Here is a 14,822-nt window from a genome sequence, read left to right as displayed (position 1 = left end):
TCAAGAGTATTTAGATTATATCCACCAATTATGCCACTGCTGCCGATTGCATCCAACGGCCATGCATGATCCGCGATGCAGCTGGTTCCGTCTGTGCTGGCGCTCACATGAAATCCTGAAAACAAGCGCTTCATTCCTGAATCATGCTGTCTCAAACGCAAATAACCTGCACTGGCGCACTGATTGGGATTGTTCCTGCTCTGTCGTATGTCGGCCTTTCTCAAACTGAGTCAGCCCTTTGCTGAAGGCAGTTTCTCAGCATGAGGCCCCATTCGTCCGATTTGTAACGCTCCTTTGATTAGAGGTCATCATGAGCAAACCAGGTTTCAAGCACAGTCTGATGCGCTGTGCGCTGGCTGCGCTGTTTGTCAGCCCCTGCGTCATGGCGCAGTCGCCTTTCGCTTTCGTCATTACCGGCGATACCCAATATGCCCGGACCACGGGCGGAGATTGTGGCACCAGCAACAGTAGCAGCGACAACGTATGCAAAAGCGATGCCAACTATATGGTAGACAGCTTTACCCATGCGGTGAATCACATCCCCGATGACTATCCGGGGACGAATCTGACCTCGCTGTGGGTCAATGGCTCCCAGACGGCACATGGTACGCAAAGCGAGCTGAACTTCGTTTCCTCCGCCTGGACGCAAGGGGTCAAGGTGTTCTTGCCCAATGTGTTCTTTGGCCTGGGGCCGCGTGACCTGGCAGGGGGGGCGACGATCAGTAACTGGGTGAACAGTCAGGTGAGTCACAAGGCAGCGGCCCCGGACAATGCCAATCTGATTTATGTGTATTCCCATAATCCGACGGATAACGCTTACAGCGTCAATATCGGCAAGGTGCATGTGGTACAGATGGTGGATATCAAGCTGTTGAGCAGTAGCCAGCAGCAGACCTTTCTGAGCGGGTTGCAAACTGACCTGAATATCGCCCGACAGGCTGGCCAGATCATTGTGGTGATGATGAACGATTCGACCGATGGTCCCGGCATGACGTCATTGGTCAATATGCTGCGCCAGTACCAGGTCTCCGCTGTGTTTGCCGCGAATGATGAAAACGAGGTGGGCCAGATCAGCCGCGATGCGGATGGCTCGCTGTGGGAAGGCATCAGCAAGTTCCAGATCGGCTCGGTCGTGGCCGGTACCGGCCTGATGGTTCAGGTGGATCCCGATCGGGCCTTCATGACCGTATCTGCCCTGCAGGTGCAAGCCACTGGCGGCACTTACAGCCTGGAAAAGGTCGGAGACTACTTATTGACCAGTGGGCCGAATACGCTGCCTTACCATGTAGATTTCTACTCCGGCAATAATCAGGGCGGGGTCGGTCTGTGCTCTATTTCGGACGTGCCCGGGCTGAACACCGCATTCGACATCAAGGACTCGGCCGCGCCGTGTAAAAACGACGCGATCCGTTCCGGCTTTGTGTGGAATGCGGTGGCCGGCAGCGAGATCAAGGTGTTTGACAGTCCGTCTTATTCGACCTCGGACGATTACACCGTGATCCATTTCAAGCAGGATCTGCCGTTCCCGATGCCGTTGAATACCTTCGAACAGTCTTTTGAGAACGAGTATGTGAAGGTCCAGCTGCACTACAAAAACGGACTGGATGGCAAGATTTCCGCGATTAATGGCAGCTTCCCACTGCGCGATGATCTGGTGCAGTACGATTTCAATCTGTATCACCAGACGGCATGGCGCTTTGATAAGTACACCTTTGGTGGTGTTGGCGGGCAGGCCAGTCTGTCCTGCAATTTCAACTCGCTAAACAACGCTCAACATGCCCAGGCAATGGGGAGTGGCGCGATATGTAGTGCAGATGTAGAGGCCGCCGTGCTCCGGCGAATGCCGCAAGGTGCTTCCGTCCGGTTCTTGAGTGGCTTCTCATATAATGGCACCCCTCAGAGTTATCATTACACCAATGGGGTGCAGCTGAGCGCTCAGGCAAACGCTTCTTTGGTTGGTGTGCCGGAAATCGGGGCGTTTGGCAGTGGTCAGTCTGTGCTGACGACCTTGCCCGAGGGAGTACATTGGTCGTTTATCGGCTCTCTGTCTAATTCATTTCCTATCACGGCTGATGGCCTGGTGTATGACGCTATCCCCGGCATCACACGCGATGTCTCGCTGGACGGAGCGGGTTCGGACTGTAACTTCTGGATGCACCAGCGTTACTTCGCCAGTGATTTCCAGACGGATACTGCCAATATTTGTCGCAACAACGCAGCCAGGACGGTGACGGTACGCGCTGCCGAGGCGGGGGACACCCTGGTGCTGTACGACTACCCGAACCAGGACAAGAGCCATGATTACACCGAGGTGTATTTCAAGACGCCGTTGCGCAGTCAACGCCAGCTGACCGATCTGGACAATGATTACGAAGATGACGACATCAAGATCACCCATGTGGGCGATCATGTGATGGATGGGGTGGACTCGATCGAAATCTACAATCATCAGACGATCACGCAAGAAGAGCTGGCCAACGCTTCCTCGCGAGATCTGCAGATCGGCGGCGGCAACGGGCCCATCGATTGTGATGGCACGTCGCAGTCATTTGACAATGGCACGGCACCCTCAGGTTTCGCGCAGCGTAATGCCCCGGCACGTGTCAACGTCGGGCGTCCGCAGTGTGATGTGCCGCAGTCGTCTGCGACGCCGGTATTGAAGCTTTATACCGGCAATGGCGCCGCTTCCGCATCGTCTGTCCCTGCCTGTGTGGTGCCGATCACCGGTGGCTTGCAGGAGGGGACATTGGGGAGCGGAGAGTTCGCCAGCTGCCCGACCAGCAATATTGCCTCGGTACGGGTCGAGCATGCCAAAGCCGGCGAGCAGATCAGTTTCTTCCCGACGGAGGTGCCCAAGCCGGGTAGCGCGCTGGGCAGTTCTTACACGGGAATGCTGATCAAGCAAGACCTGACCGCCCCGGTGGTGCTCGACTCACTGAATGGCAATGTTGACGTTGAGGCGTACAGTGTCGCCCACTTTGGCAAAGCCATGAGCGAGATCAAATCGCTGTCCCTGTCCGGCAACTAGTCTCACGCTGGGGTTGTACTCACGCCACCCGCGCTTTGCGCCGGGTGGCTTTTTTATCGATTGTCGGGGCCGGATCAATTCGGGGGGAGTGGGGGTGCGTTATCATTCCTGCATTATTTCCGGAGAATGACTGCATGCCTCGCATTTTGATGTTGTATACCGGTGGCACCATCGGCATGAATGACACCCCCGAAGGCCTGGCGCCTGAAGCCGGCCTGTTGCCACGGCTGATCGAGCGTCTGCGCGACGGACGCTGCGAGCTGGAACTGATCGAATACCCGCAGTTGATCGACTCCTCGGCCATCACCCCGGCGCACTGGCAGCAGATGGTGACGGACATTGCCTCGCGGCGGGAGCAGTACGATGGCTTTATCGTGGTGCATGGTACCGACACCATGGCCTATACCGCCTCGGTGCTGGCCTTTGCCCTGCAGGGGCTGGGGCGACCGGTGGTGGTCACCGGCTCTCAACTGCCGCTGATCCGGCCACGCAGCGATGGCTGGAGCAATCTGGCCGATGCGATTGAGGCAGCCTGCCAGCCGGATCTGCATGAGGTGGTGATTGTGTTCGACCGCGTGATGTTGCGCGGCTGCCGGGCGCGCAAGGTGGATGCAGCGGGCTTTCATGGCTTTGACAGTCCGAATTGTCCGCCGCTGGCCGAATTCGGCATTGCCGCGCATTGGCACAAGTCGCGCTGGCTTGCCGCGGACAAGTCGGCACCGCTGTCCGACGCGGCACTGGATGGCCGGGTGGCGGCCTTTTTCCTCACGCCGGGTGCAGGGGCCGCGCTGATTGGCTCGACTCTGGCGGAGGTTGCTCTGGATGGGGCGCTGCTGATGAGTTACGGCAATGGCAATGCCCCGGAGGATGATGCATTACTGGCTGGTGTGGCCGCAGCCACGGCGCGCGGTACGCTGGTACTGAATCTGACCCAGGCTGTTCGTGGTGCAGTCGAGCCGGGTGCTTATGCGGCCAGTCAGCCGCTGGTGCGTGCAGGAGCCGTACCGGGCAGCGATCTGACCCCGGAAGCGGCACTGGCCAAAATGTTGTGGCTAAGTGGCTTGCCCGTCGCCATGGAAGAAAAGCGCCGATTGTTGGGGCTGTCGCTGATCGGCGAGTCTTCCTGATTTGGTCATGACGGAAGAGTGGGATGGATACAGCCTGTAACGGTTGTCCGGTGAGGCTGTATCTGTTTCAGATTCTTTCGGAAAAGTGGCCGTGATTTTTATTTGATTTAAATTGCGGTTTATATGTTTTGTGTTGTTGTCTTGTCTTTTTATTAAGTTAATTCTGAGAGTTTTTCTTCATTATGCTCGCTAAAGTCGTGGTTCATTTTCAACCATGAGTTGAGTGAATCAATGATTATCAAGAAAAAATGCTGACAGCTTTTGTGCTCGGGTTGGCAGCTTTGACTGTCAGTGATGCGGCGGTCGCAGGTAAAAATCCAACGGTGATGGCTTAACGTCCAGCCTGGACTGGCTGGAGAATGACCTGGCCAATGCGAGAGCACAAAATTATGAGGCACCAGCCGATTCTCTGCTGACCTTCTATGGCTGGGGCGACAACAAGCAGTATGGACATTGGGCGACCGTGCATCTCACCAAGGATGTCAGCAATCTGTCCTTGCCCGATCTGGATGTCGCCCGTACAGACGCGAATCGGGGCATGATCCAGAAAGTATCCGGTGATTAACTGGGTGGTCTGGACGCCTTTTCTCTCTTGCGCGGCGCTTCGTCCTATCAGGTTGAACTGACCGGTAGCAATGGTCGTCACTATTGCTCGGCCAATCTCTGGCCCGGCGATCATTATTCGGTCAATTTCAAAAATGGCCGCGTACCGTCCATAGATGGCACCGAGAGCTGTTCAAATGATGATGTGTATTTCTTCAATATCAAGTCGGCTTTGGCGGGGACGCATTTCGCGCTCTATGACAGTCCGGATGCCAGTACCGGTGATGACTGGGTTGAGGTCAACGTCAAGCGGGATATTATCGATCAAACGGGGCCAATCTCGGTGGAGTCGAATGTCGATAATGATGATTACCAGGTGGTGTTTCACCACAAGAATGGCCTGAAGGGCAAGATCTCGGCCATGCAGGTCACGGTCGGCAATCCTTCCTGAGTGTTGTTCTGAGAGCGTGGTTCACGGTCGTGGTCAGGTCGTGAACCACGCCCTGAAGGGGCTCGATGTGCCTGTTTTTTAGGCAGGGATGATTTCTTCATGTCGTATCAAACACTTGTTTGTCTTGTCCACAGCCCGCCCACAGCCCCTTCCCCAGGTGGCGTGGAAAAACCTGCGGTCATGCCTGTTTTTTGATCAGTGATAAAACTTGCCGCTGCATCATGGACTTGCCTGTGCTATCCACAACTGGCACACAGTGCTGTCCCCGGGGGGTGGGGAAAACCGACATCCGCCGGGCCGTTCCTCTGGGGAAAAGTCTCCGTGATCAGCATTTTCCCCCTGTTCGGCAGCGGGTGATTAAATTTTAATCAGTGATTAAAAGCGGCTTTTGCTTCAGCCAGTTGCCATGATTGTCCACAAGCCTTGCACAGCCCTGTCCCCGCCAATTGTGAGAATTTACCCAGCAGCGGTGGCTAGTCATATAATGTTTAACTTTGGTATCGATTTGTCCATGCATACTGTCTTGTGCAAGGTGGCGATTGTCGGACCGGAGTCTTGTGGCAAGACGACGCTGGCCATGGCCTTGCAGCAAAAACTGCAGACTGCCGGCATGGAGACGGCCGTGGTCGCGGAATATGCCCGGGCCTATTATGCCGAGCGAGCCTATGTGCCGACGCCCGGGGATGTGCTGGCCATCGCCCGCGGGCAATTGGCAGCCGAGGCAGAGGCGGCCGCCGGGGGGGCACGGATCCTGCTGTGCGACAGCACGGTGCTGACCTGTCTGATCTGGGCCAGAGTGGCCTTCGGGACGGTCGAGCCGGCACTGGCCCGGCTGTACGATGCACGCGACTATGCCTTGACCCTGCTGCCGCGCCCGGACATTCCCTGGACGCCCGATCCGCTGCGCTCGCATCCGCAGCAACGGGAGATGTTGCTGGGGCTGTATCGTGAGGCCTTGCGGTTCTCTCCGGCCCCCGTGGTGGAAATTGCCGGGGAAGGGCCTCAGCGCATTGATTTGGCCTGGCAGGCCTTGCGGCAAATTTGTCCGGACCTGCCTAAATTTTAATCGTTTGGAAAAAGTCCAGCCCGCTCAGGGGCTTGATGCGGTTTTCCACAATCGGCTCACAAGGCTGTCCCGTTTCGTCGTGGATAGCCGGGCTGCGGTGCCCAAAAAATGGGCAGTCATGAATTATCCTGAAGCGTGAAGGACTTGCAGTGCTTATCCACTGCCCGCCCACAGCACTATTCAGTATGGATGTGAAGAAATGCAAACAACTTTCGAATTGCGCAGTGAATATATCGCCTTGTGCGATTTGTTGAAGATCTGTGGTGTGGCGGACAGCGGTGGCGCGGCCAAGCATCTGGTGGCCGAAGGGGGTATCAGCGTGGATGGTCAGCAGGAGCTGCGCAAAACCTGCAAGATCCGCCCGGGCAGTCGTGTCAGCGGCGCTGGCTTCGTCATCGAGGTGGTGGCAGTACATGGCTGAAGAAGCCTTGGATCAGGCCCCGGTTGAGCCGGTGCCGCCCGAGGACAGCATGTGCTGTGGCAGTGGTTGCGAGTTTTGTGTCTGGACCGTGTATTTTGCCGAGCTGGCGGCTTATCGCCAGGCACTGGCTGACTGGCAGCGCCGTCAGTCCGGTCAGGCGGGGAGTCTGAATGGCTAGTATCGATCTGCATTTTCATTCCTGTGCATCGGATGGTGCCCTGGCACCGGCCGAGGTGATTCGTCGCGCCCATGAGCGCGAGGCAACGCTGGTAGCCCTGACCGACCATGATTGTCTGGCCGGTCTGGATGAGGCACGCAGCACGGCGGCGGCGCTGGGACTGCCGTTTCTCAACGGGGTGGAAGCCTCAGTCAGCTGGGGCAGCAAGGCGCAGACGGTGCATATCGTCGGCCTGGGGTTTGATGCCGGCAATGCGGCCTTGCGCGCCGGGCTGGACAGTGTGCGCCGTGGTCGTATCGATCGTGCCCATGAGATGGCGGCCCAGCTGGCGCGTGTGGGGATCGACGGCGCCTTCGAAGGGGCCATGGCATTTTGCGCCAATCCGGATCAGATCAGCCGTACCCACTTTGCCCGCTTCCTGGTGGAGAGCGGTCGGGTCAAGGATGTGCGTACGGTGTTTCGCAAGTATCTGACGCCGGGCAAGCCGGGCTATGTGCCGCATCACTGGGCTGCGCTGGCCGATGCCGTGGGCTGGATTGTCGGCGCCGGCGGCGTGGCGGTGATCGCCCATCCCGGTCGCTATGACATGGGGCGGACGCTGACCGAGCGTCTGATCAACGAATTCAAGGATGCCGGCGGCGAGGCCATTGAAGTGGCCAGCGGCAGTCATAGCCTGGACGACATGCACAAATATGCGCTGATCGCCCAGCGCTTTGAGCTGTGGAGCAGTGCCGGCAGCGATTTTCATGCGCCAGGGGAAGGTTGCCGCGATGTCGGCCGTACCGATGACCTGCCGCCAATCTGCCGACCGGTGTGGGAACGCCTGGCCGACCACATTCTGGTTTGATGGAGTAGCCATGGCACAGTTTTTTGTGATTCATCCGGATAATCCGCAGCAGCGACTGATTCGCGAAGCGGTGAAGATCCTGCAGGAAGGCGGGGTGATTGTTTATCCGACCGACTCCTGTTATGCCCTGGGCTGCAAGCTGGGCGACAAGCAGGCGATGGAGCGTATCCTGAGCATCCGCCAGGTCGATCTCAAGCATCACCTGACCCTGGTCTGCAACAATCTGTCCGAGCTGGCCAATTACGCCAAGGTGGACAATGCCCAGTTCCGCTTGCTCAAGGCGGCCACACCGGGCAGTTTCACCTTCATTTTGCAGGCGACGCGCGAAGTGCCGCGCCGCACCCTGCATCCCAAGCGTTCGACCATTGGGCTGCGCGTCCCGGATCACAAGGTGGCGCTGGCGCTGCTGCAGGAGCTGGGCGAGCCGATTCTGTCCTCGACCCTGATGTTGCCGGGCGATGAAGAACCGCTGTGCGACCCTTACGACATCCGCGACCGGCTGGAGCATCAGGTGGATCTGATCCTCGATGGTGGTTGGTGCGGCAGTGATCCGACCACGGTGATCGATCTGACTGAAGGTGCCGAACTGATCCGGCGCGGCAAGGGTGATCCGGCGCTGTTTGGTCTGGCCTGAGCCGCCGTCACGAACGTTTTGCGTCAGACAAGTTCCAATCATTCTGACCGGTTTTCTGATCAAGAGAGTTCATGGATACACTCACGCTACTGCAAAAAATTTCGGTTTATGCCCTGCCGGTGCTGCTGGCCATCACCGTGCACGAGGCGGCCCATGCTTATGCGGCCAAGCGTTTCGGCGATCCGACTGCCTTCGTGCTCGGCCGCATGACGCTCAACCCGCTCAGGCACATTGACCCGTTCGGTACCATCCTGCTGCCGCTGCTGTGCCTGTCGGTCGGTGGATTTATTTTTGGCTGGGCCAAGCCGGTGCCAGTCAATTTCGGCGCACTGCGCAATCCGCGCGTCGGTGGTCGCTGGGTGGCGGCGGCCGGTCCGGCGGCCAATCTGGCGATGGCGCTGATCTGGACCCTGCTGCTCAAGTGTGCGCTGTGGATGGACAACAGTTACAGCGAGCCGCTGGCGCTGATGAGCCAGGCCGGCATGATGATCAATGTCATGCTGTTTGCCTTCAACCTGCTGCCCATCCTGCCGCTGGACGGTGGTCGCGTGCTGGAAAGTCTGCTGCCGCGCCGGCTGGCCTGGCAGTACTCGCGCAGCGAGCCCTATGGCATGTACATCCTGATCGGTCTGCTGATCCTGGGGCAGGTGGGGGGCATTCATATCCTGTCCTTGCTGCTGTCGCCGCTGGTTCAGCTGGTGTACGGCCTGATGGGCATGCTGCTGTAAGCGATGAGTCAGCCCGTGGAGGACGGATTCGTTCTGGAAGCGCCGGCCCTGCCTGCCGGGCTGCCGCTGGCGCACGTGTTTGGCGAGCCGGTGCTGGAACTGCCGCAGGATCTGTTTATCCCGCCGGATGCCCTCAAGGTCATCCTGGAGAGTTTCGAAGGTCCGCTGGATCTTCTGCTCTACCTGATCCGCAAGCAGAACCTCAATGTGCTCGATATCCCGATGGCACCGATCACCGCCCAGTACATGGCCTATATCGACGCCATGCAGCACGAGCGGCTGGAGCTGGCTGCCGAATACCTGCTGATGGCCGCTCTGCTGATCGAGATCAAGTCGCGTCTGCTGCTGCCGCGTCCGCCACGCGAGGATGAGTCGGAGCCGGAGGACCCGCGCGCCGAACTGGCCCGTCGTCTGCTGGAATACGAGCAGATGAAGCTGGCGGGGCTCGCGCTGGACCAGCTGCCGCAGGCGGAGCGTGATTTCGTCTGGCTGGCGGTGCTGCTGGAGCAGAGCGCCGAAGCGCAATTGCCGGATGTTTCGCCGGTGGATCTGCGTCAGGCCTGGCTGGCCATCCTGTCGCGTGCTGCGCGCAATCAGCATCATCAGGTGACCACCGACGAGCTGTCGGTGCGCGAGCAGATGAGCTGGATCCTGCGCCAGGTGGACGGTCGCGATTATGTCGCCTTCGAGGAGCTGTTCGAGGCTGCCCTGGGCGTGTCCTATCTGGTGGTCAATTTCATCGCCATTCTCGAGCTGGTGAAGGAGGGGCTGCTGGTGGTCAGTCAGGATGCGCCCTATCAGCCGATTTACGTGCGCCGTGCCTGAGCGGTGTCTTGTCTTTCGTCTTGCGGCGATTTCTCCCCTCTGATCAGAATTTTCGTGTAAAATCCGCAGCTTCCTGCATTTTCTGCACCTGATCCATGTCCATGACGGGCGACTTGACTCTCTACAAGACTGTTTTGGAAACCGCGCTGTTGACGGCGACCGAGCCATTGTCTGTCGGGCAGCTGAAAAAGCTGTTTGTGGAAGCGCTGTCGGCCGCCACGATCAATGACCTGCTGGACGAGATCCAGCGGGACTGGTTGGGGCGTGGTGTCGAGCTGGTCAGGTTGTCGTCGGGCTGGCGCTTTCGTGCCCGCACCGAACTGACCCCCTATCTGTCGCGGCTCAATCCGGAAAAACCACCGCGTTATTCGCGGGCGGTGATGGAAACCCTGGCGATTATTGCCTATAAGCAACCTGTCACCCGCGGCGATATCGAGTCGATCCGCGGTGTGTCGGTGTCTACCGGGGTGATGCAGACTTTGCTGGAACGTGCCTGGATCGAAGTGATCGGGCACAGGGAAGTGCCGGGCCGGCCTGGCTTGTATGCCACCACGCGCAAGTTCCTCGATGATCTGGGACTGAACTCGCTGCGTGATTTGCCGCCCCTGGCTGAACTGGGCACCCTGGTGGTGCCGGGCCTTGAACCGGCTGACGAGCCGGAGGATCGACCCCTGACGCATTGATGGGGGCATGGGCGTGGGGACACGCTCCAATGAACAGGAATCAACATGTCTAAAGGACAAAACAACCACGCCCGCCAGCCGGTGGCGCGTGTCAAAGGCCGCGAGACGAGCCAGCCGCGCAATCCGGCTGGCAGCGGCAAGCCGGGAGGCTCGTCATTCATCAAGTCCAAACCGGCGCAATTGCCGCCGGGGTCGGGCAAACAGCATCCCGCAGGCAAGAAGCCGGTGTTTGGCCGCAGTGCTTCGGCGCCCCAGGGCAAGGCACCCTTCAGCCGCGAGCCGCGCCAGGACGAGCGTGCACCATACAGCCGTGACCGCCGCCAGGAAGAACGCGCCCCGTACAGCCGCGAGCCGCGTCAGGACGAACGTGCCCCGTACAGCCGTGACCGCCGCCAGGAAGAACGCGCCCCATACAGCCGTGATCGCCGCCAGGACGAACGCGCCCCATACAGCCGTGATCGCCGCCAGGACGAACGTGCCCCGTACAGCCGAGAGCCGCGTCAGGACGAGCGCACACCGTACAGCCGTGACCGCCGCCAGGACGAACGTGCCCCGTACAGCCGTGACCGCCGCCAGGACGAACGTACCCCATATAGCCGCGAGCCGCGTCAGGACGAGCGTGCACCGTTCAACCGCGAGCCGCGTCAGGAAGTGCGTGCGCCGCGTGATGAGCGAGGTGCCGCGCCCAAGGTGCAACGTGCCAAGAAGCTGGTCGTGCGTGAGCAGGGGCAGAAAATGCAGGAGCGGGCGCGCAAGCTGCGCGAAACCCGGGTCGATTACGACAATCTGGAGCCGGTACGGCTGCAGAAGGCGCTGGCCCAATCCGGTGTGGGTTCGCGCCGCGAGATGGAAGAGTGGATCGAGGCAGGTCTGGTGCTGGTCAATGGCCAGAAGGCTACGCTGGGTGACAAGGTGGTGCCGCATGACCGCGTGACGGTCAAGGGTAACCCGATCAAGCTGAAGTGGGCTGACCGCCTGCCGCGCGTGATCCTGTACCACAAGCAGGAAGGGGAAATCGTCACCCGTGATGACCCGCAGGGCCGGGTGACGGTATTTGACCGTCTGCCGCAGGCCAAGACCAGCCGCTGGGTGGCCATCGGCCGTCTGGACATCAATACCAGCGGCCTGATCATCCTGACCACCAGTGGTGAACTGGCCAACAACATGATGCACCCGAGCTTCGAAGTGGAGCGTGAGTACGCCGTGCGCGTCCTGGGTGAGCTGACCGACGAGCAGCGTCGCGAAATGTGCCAGGAAATCGAGCTGGAAGATGGCCCGGCCCGGTTCGAACGGATTATCGATCAGGGCGGCGAAGGGGTGAACCACTGGTACCGTGTGATCATCAAGGAAGGCCGCAACCGTGAGGTGCGCCGCATGTTTGAGCACTTCGGGTTGCAGGTCAGCCGTCTGATGCGCGTGCGTTTTGGCCAGATCGGCCTGCCGCCGCGCCTCAAGCGTGGCCAGTTCTACGAGCTCAACGAGGTCGAGGTCGCCGCAGTGATGAAGTGGGCACACCTGACGATGACGGGTGGCAAGCAGCGCCGTTAATGCGCTGACGCTTGAAATCGAACCTCCGGATACCTACCTTTGTGTCTTCGGAGGTTTTTTATTTGCAGGGCGGAAGATGAACAAGGCTTTTACCAAAGAGCGCGATGACGATGCAGAGGACGATCTGCCCGCCGAGCAGCGCCTGCCAGCCAGCAGCAAGAATTATCTGACACCGGGTGGCTGGCGCCGACTGAAAGAGGAGCTGTATCACCTGGTGCATCGGGAACGACCCGAGATGGTCCAGGTGGTGAACTGGGCGGCCAGCAATGGTGACCGCTCGGAAAATGGCGATTACATCTATGGCAAGCGCAGGCTGCGCGAGATCGACCGGCGCATCCGTTTTCTCACCAAGCGGCTGGAGATTGCCGAGGTGGTGGATCCGGAGACGCGGCCGCCGACCGATCAGATCTTTTTCGGGGCCACCGTACTCATCGAACGTGGCAATGGCGAGGCGCAGTTGTTGCGCATCGTCGGCGTGGATGAGACTGATCTGAGCAAGCACCACATCAGCTGGGTATCTCCCATTGCCCGTAGCCTGCTCAAGGCGCGCGAGGGCGATACCGTGCTGTTTCGCGGTCCGGACGGCGACGAGGATATCGAGGTGCTGGAAGTGCGCTACGAGAAGATCGACTAATATGACGTAATAAGACGGGGTCAGGTCTTGTATTTTGCATCAATGCAAAATACAAGACCTGACCCCGGGTTTGCATCAGGCGCCGATGGGTTCGGCTTGGTCTTCCAGCATGCAGACGGTTGGCAGTCCGGAGCGGAACACGGCCTGTTGCAGCGTTTCGATTGCCTTGCGCCGGAAAAACTGCTTGCGGGTGACCAGCAGGACTCGCCGCTGTGGCACGGGCGCCTTGAACGGACGTACGGACAGCAGGGGCTCGTCGGCGGCACTGACCGAGGTGGCCGGCATGACGGTAATGCCGGTGCCGCTGGCGACCATGTGGCGGATGGTGTTGAGCGAGCTGCCCTGCAGCATGCTGGCCAGACCATGTCCCTGATTCTGGCGGCTGGCCAGTTCGCTGCAGGCCTGCAATACCTGATCACGGAAGCAGTTGCCCTGTGTCAGCAGCAGAACGCTTTGTTGCGACAGCTGGCTGGCATCGATTTGTTCGAGCTTTTCCCAGGGGTGGCCCTTGGGGGTGGCGACGACGAAGGGTTCGTCATACAGCGGCCAGGCAATGGTGCCTGGTTCATCGAACGGATCGGCGACGATCACCGCATCGACTTCACCACGTTTGAGCATTTCTGCCAGTCGCGCCGTGTAGTTTTCCTCGATGATCAGCGGCATGTCGGGTGCCAGTTCGCGCAGCGCCGGGATCAGGCGCGGCAACAGGTAGGGGCCGATGGTGAAGATCACCCCGAGCTTGAGCGGGCCGACCAGTTCGTTCTGGTGCTCGCCCGCCAGGCGCTTGATGGTATCGGCTTCTTCCAGTACCCGCTGCGCCTGCTCTACCACCCGCTCGCCGATTTCGGTCACGCTGACTTCCTGGCCACCACGCTCGAACAGCGTGATGCCCAGTTCGTCTTCCAGCTTCTTGATGGCAATCGACAAAGTCGGCTGGCTGACAAAGCAGCCCTGCGCGGCGCGGCCAAAATGCCTTTCGCGTGCCACGGCAACGATGTAGCGCAGTTCGGTTAGCGTCATGAGTGTCAGCGATTCTTTTCCGGCAGGACGATGTTGACCTCCAGGACTTCAAAGTTGTCCTGGCGTTCCAGTTGGACCTTGATGTCATCCTGGTTGATCGACACGTACTTGGAGATCACTTCGACCAGTTCGCGCTGCAGCGCCGGCAGGTAGTCCGGCGTGGTGCCGGCACCGCGTCCGCTGCGCTCGTGCGCCAGAATGATCTGCAGGCGTTCACGGGCGATATCGGCCGACTTCTGGCGTTTACCAAAGATTCTTTCAATGAGCGTCATGCCTTAGCCCCCAAACAAGCGCTTGAGGAGACCGGCCTTCGGTGCATCGAGGAAGCGCATCGGGCAGTCTCTGCCCAGGAAACGGGACACCACGTCGGCATAAGCATCGGCGACATCGGTGCCTTTCATGTGGATGGCCGGATTGCCGGCGTTCGACGCCTGCAGGACCACTTGCGATTCGGGGATGACGCCGATCAGCGGCACGCGCAGGATTTCCTTCACGTCGTCGACCGACAGCATTTCACCCTTTTCAACCCGAGCGGGGGAGTAGCGGGTCAGCAGCAGGTGCTCCTTGACCGGCTCGCGACCTTCCAGCGCACGCTTGGACTTGGCCGACAGAATGCCGAGGATACGGTCAGAGTCACGTACCGAGGAGACTTCCGGGTTGGTGACGATCAGTGCCTCGTCGGCATAGTACAGCGCCAGCAGGGCACCCTTTTCGATACCGGCCGGGGAGTCGCAGACGATGTACTCGAAGTTCATCTCGGCCAGTTCTTTCAGAACCTGTTCGACGCCTTCTTCGGTAAGGGCATCCTTGTCCCGCGTTTGCGAGGCCGGCAGGATGTACAGATTGTCGCAGTTCTTGTCCTTGATCAGCGCCTGGTTCAAGGTGGCTTCTTTGTTGACCACGTTGATCAGGTCATAAACCACGCGTCGCTCGCAGCCCATGATCAGGTCGAGGTTGCGCAGACCGACGTCGAAGTCGATCACGGCCGTTTTGTGGCCGTTGAGAGCCAGGCCGGAGGCAAAGCTGGCGCTGGTGGTCGTCTTGCCGACGCCGCCCTTGCCCGAAGTCACGACAATGATTTTTGCCACA

Annotated in this window: 15 protein-coding genes and 1 pseudogene; 13 read left to right on the top strand and 3 right to left on the bottom strand. The window is 59.5% G+C overall.

The window, feature by feature from the left end; genetic code table 11:
• Window positions 1-310: 310 nt before the first annotated feature.
• The 13 genes and pseudogenes from JNO51_RS12385 to greB all read left to right on the top strand — a co-directional run bounded on the left by JNO51_RS12385 (window position 311) and on the right by greB (window position 12,713).
• Window positions 311-3,028 (top strand): hypothetical protein, encoded by a 2,718-nt coding sequence (locus JNO51_RS12385; RefSeq protein ID WP_215777654.1) that lies wholly within the window; start codon window positions 311-313, stop codon window positions 3,026-3,028.
• A 134-nt stretch (window positions 3,029-3,162) separates the two neighbouring features.
• Window positions 3,163-4,155 (top strand): asparaginase, encoded by a 993-nt coding sequence (locus JNO51_RS12380; RefSeq protein ID WP_215777652.1) that lies wholly within the window; start codon window positions 3,163-3,165, stop codon window positions 4,153-4,155.
• A gap of 592 nt (window positions 4,156-4,747) precedes the next feature.
• Window positions 4,748-5,149, top strand: coding sequence for a hypothetical protein (locus tag JNO51_RS12375; protein ID WP_215777649.1), 402 nt, complete (start codon window positions 4,748-4,750; stop codon window positions 5,147-5,149).
• A 511-nt stretch (window positions 5,150-5,660) separates the two neighbouring features.
• Window positions 5,661-6,215, top strand: coding sequence for an AAA family ATPase (locus JNO51_RS12370; RefSeq protein ID WP_215777647.1), 555 nt, complete (start codon window positions 5,661-5,663; stop codon window positions 6,213-6,215).
• A gap of 199 nt (window positions 6,216-6,414) precedes the next feature.
• Complete coding sequence (locus tag JNO51_RS12365; protein ID WP_215777644.1) at window positions 6,415-6,636, top strand: RNA-binding S4 domain-containing protein; 222 nt, start codon at window positions 6,415-6,417, stop codon at window positions 6,634-6,636.
• On the top strand, window positions 6,629-6,814 hold the full coding sequence (locus JNO51_RS12360; protein WP_215777641.1) for an oxidoreductase-like domain-containing protein: 186 nt from the start codon (window positions 6,629-6,631) through the stop codon (window positions 6,812-6,814). The genes JNO51_RS12365 and JNO51_RS12360 overlap by 8 nt, the downstream gene beginning before the upstream one ends.
• Window positions 6,807-7,661: a 3',5'-nucleoside bisphosphate phosphatase gene (locus JNO51_RS12355; RefSeq protein ID WP_215777639.1), complete on the top strand. Its 855-nt coding sequence runs from the start codon at window positions 6,807-6,809 to the stop codon at window positions 7,659-7,661. The genes JNO51_RS12360 and JNO51_RS12355 overlap by 8 nt, the downstream gene beginning before the upstream one ends.
• Window positions 7,662-7,671: 10 nt before the next feature.
• The gene (locus JNO51_RS12350; protein WP_215777636.1) at window positions 7,672-8,295 is read left to right on the top strand and encodes an L-threonylcarbamoyladenylate synthase; all 624 of its coding nucleotides are present in this window, start codon (window positions 7,672-7,674) and stop codon (window positions 8,293-8,295) included.
• A 71-nt stretch (window positions 8,296-8,366) separates the two neighbouring features.
• On the top strand, window positions 8,367-9,023 hold the full coding sequence (locus tag JNO51_RS12345; RefSeq protein ID WP_215777634.1) for a site-2 protease family protein: 657 nt from the start codon (window positions 8,367-8,369) through the stop codon (window positions 9,021-9,023).
• A 3-nt stretch (window positions 9,024-9,026) separates the two neighbouring features.
• Entirely contained in the window at window positions 9,027-9,848 is an 822-nt protein-coding gene (locus tag JNO51_RS12340; RefSeq protein ID WP_215777632.1) for a ScpA family protein, read from the top strand.
• A gap of 95 nt (window positions 9,849-9,943) precedes the next feature.
• Entirely contained in the window at window positions 9,944-10,531 is a 588-nt protein-coding gene (gene scpB / locus JNO51_RS12335) for an SMC-Scp complex subunit ScpB (RefSeq protein WP_215777629.1), read from the top strand.
• A 678-nt stretch (window positions 10,532-11,209) separates the two neighbouring features.
• Window positions 11,210-12,079: pseudogene (gene rluB / locus JNO51_RS17405) on the top strand (23S rRNA pseudouridine(2605) synthase RluB); the annotation flags it as partial.
• Between the two features lie 76 nt (window positions 12,080-12,155).
• Window positions 12,156-12,713, top strand: a complete 558-nt coding sequence (gene greB / locus JNO51_RS12325; RefSeq protein ID WP_215777625.1) for a transcription elongation factor GreB — start codon at window positions 12,156-12,158, stop codon at window positions 12,711-12,713.
• A 75-nt stretch (window positions 12,714-12,788) separates the two neighbouring features.
• Here the strand turns inward: greB and JNO51_RS12320 are convergent, their stop codons facing one another.
• From JNO51_RS12320 to minD, 3 genes are read right to left on the bottom strand one after another with little or no spacing between them, the layout of a single operon-like run.
• Complete coding sequence (locus JNO51_RS12320; RefSeq protein ID WP_215777623.1) at window positions 12,789-13,733, bottom strand: LysR substrate-binding domain-containing protein; 945 nt, start codon at window positions 13,731-13,733, stop codon at window positions 12,789-12,791.
• Between the two features lie 5 nt (window positions 13,734-13,738).
• Window positions 13,739-14,005 carry a cell division topological specificity factor MinE gene (minE, locus tag JNO51_RS12315; RefSeq protein WP_215777620.1) on the bottom strand — a complete coding sequence of 89 codons (267 nt, stop codon included), beginning with the start codon at window positions 14,003-14,005 and terminating at the stop codon, window positions 13,739-13,741.
• A gap of 3 nt (window positions 14,006-14,008) precedes the next feature.
• Window positions 14,009-14,821, bottom strand: coding sequence for a septum site-determining protein MinD (gene minD, locus JNO51_RS12310; protein WP_215777618.1), 813 nt, complete (start codon window positions 14,819-14,821; stop codon window positions 14,009-14,011).
• Window position 14,822: the final 1 nt, after the last annotated feature.

Source organism: Paludibacterium sp. B53371, from assembly GCF_018802765.1.
In the GTDB taxonomy this organism is placed as follows: domain Bacteria; phylum Pseudomonadota; class Gammaproteobacteria; order Burkholderiales; family Chromobacteriaceae; genus Paludibacterium.
The sequence above is the reverse complement of the archived record's forward strand: the minus strand, read 5'-3'. Positions and strand labels throughout refer to the sequence as shown.

Bases quoted from the DNA above. Each gene is read 5' to 3' on its own strand.
- JNO51_RS12340 (WP_215777632.1), top strand. From the start codon at position 9,027: ATGAGTCAGCCCGTGGAGGACGGATTCGTTCTGGAAGCGCCGGCCCTG.
- JNO51_RS12380 (WP_215777652.1), top strand. From the start codon at position 3,163: ATGCCTCGCATTTTGATGTTGTATACCGGTGGCACCATCGGCATGAAT.
- JNO51_RS12365 (WP_215777644.1), top strand. From the start codon at position 6,415: ATGCAAACAACTTTCGAATTGCGCAGTGAATATATCGCCTTGTGCGAT.
- JNO51_RS12370 (WP_215777647.1), top strand. From the start codon at position 5,661: ATGCATACTGTCTTGTGCAAGGTGGCGATTGTCGGACCGGAGTCTTGT.
- JNO51_RS12355 (WP_215777639.1), top strand. From the start codon at position 6,807: ATGGCTAGTATCGATCTGCATTTTCATTCCTGTGCATCGGATGGTGCC.
- JNO51_RS12320 (WP_215777623.1), bottom strand. From the start codon at position 13,733: ATGACGCTAACCGAACTGCGCTACATCGTTGCCGTGGCACGCGAAAGG.
- JNO51_RS12360 (WP_215777641.1), top strand. From the start codon at position 6,629: ATGGCTGAAGAAGCCTTGGATCAGGCCCCGGTTGAGCCGGTGCCGCCC.
- minE (WP_215777620.1), bottom strand. From the start codon at position 14,005: ATGACGCTCATTGAAAGAATCTTTGGTAAACGCCAGAAGTCGGCCGAT.
- greB (WP_215777625.1), top strand. From the start codon at position 12,156: ATGAACAAGGCTTTTACCAAAGAGCGCGATGACGATGCAGAGGACGAT.
- JNO51_RS12345 (WP_215777634.1), top strand. From the start codon at position 8,367: ATGGATACACTCACGCTACTGCAAAAAATTTCGGTTTATGCCCTGCCG.
- JNO51_RS12350 (WP_215777636.1), top strand. From the start codon at position 7,672: ATGGCACAGTTTTTTGTGATTCATCCGGATAATCCGCAGCAGCGACTG.
- JNO51_RS12385 (WP_215777654.1), top strand. From the start codon at position 311: ATGAGCAAACCAGGTTTCAAGCACAGTCTGATGCGCTGTGCGCTGGCT.
- scpB (WP_215777629.1), top strand. From the start codon at position 9,944: ATGTCCATGACGGGCGACTTGACTCTCTACAAGACTGTTTTGGAAACC.